Source organism: Staphylococcus sp. GDX8P80P (assembly GCF_017893095.1).
Classification (GTDB): domain Bacteria; phylum Bacillota; class Bacilli; order Staphylococcales; family Staphylococcaceae; genus Staphylococcus; species Staphylococcus borealis.
Map to the genome: position 1 here is coordinate 1 of NZ_JAESMI010000173.1, position 464 is coordinate 464.

At 44.8% G+C, this 464-nt stretch carries 1 pseudogene; it reads left to right on the forward strand.

The annotated features are described in order from the left end of the window. Window positions 1-464 (forward strand): annotated as a pseudogene (locus KA858_RS12030) (YSIRK signal domain/LPXTG anchor domain surface protein); the annotation flags it as partial.

The following is a 464-nucleotide window of genomic DNA, read 5'->3' on the forward strand; positions in this document are numbered from 1 at the left end:
GTACAACGGATGATACGGGACATGTCACGATTACACCGACGAAACCTATTCCTGAAGGTAACGTCACTGCGAAGGCGACTGATAATGCAGAACATCCGAATAGTTCTACGTCTCAACCGAAAAAAGCAACTGACGTAACACCTCCGGTGAAACCTTCTGTTGTTGGAACTCTAGATGGCAAAGCAGGTACGAAAGACCCTGTTGAAGTTGTGACCGATCCGAATACTAAAGTGGAATTATTGGATAAAGATGGTAATGTTATTGGTTCGGGTACGACAGATAGTACGGGTCATGCGACAATTACACCAACGGTGCCTATTCCGGAAGGTAATGTCACTGTGAAAGCTACGGATAATGCGGAACATCCAAATAGTTCTACATCTGATCCTGTGAAAGCAACTGATACAACGCCACCAACTACTCCAACACTTGACACGGATTTAGGTGGTAAAGCTGGTACTCAA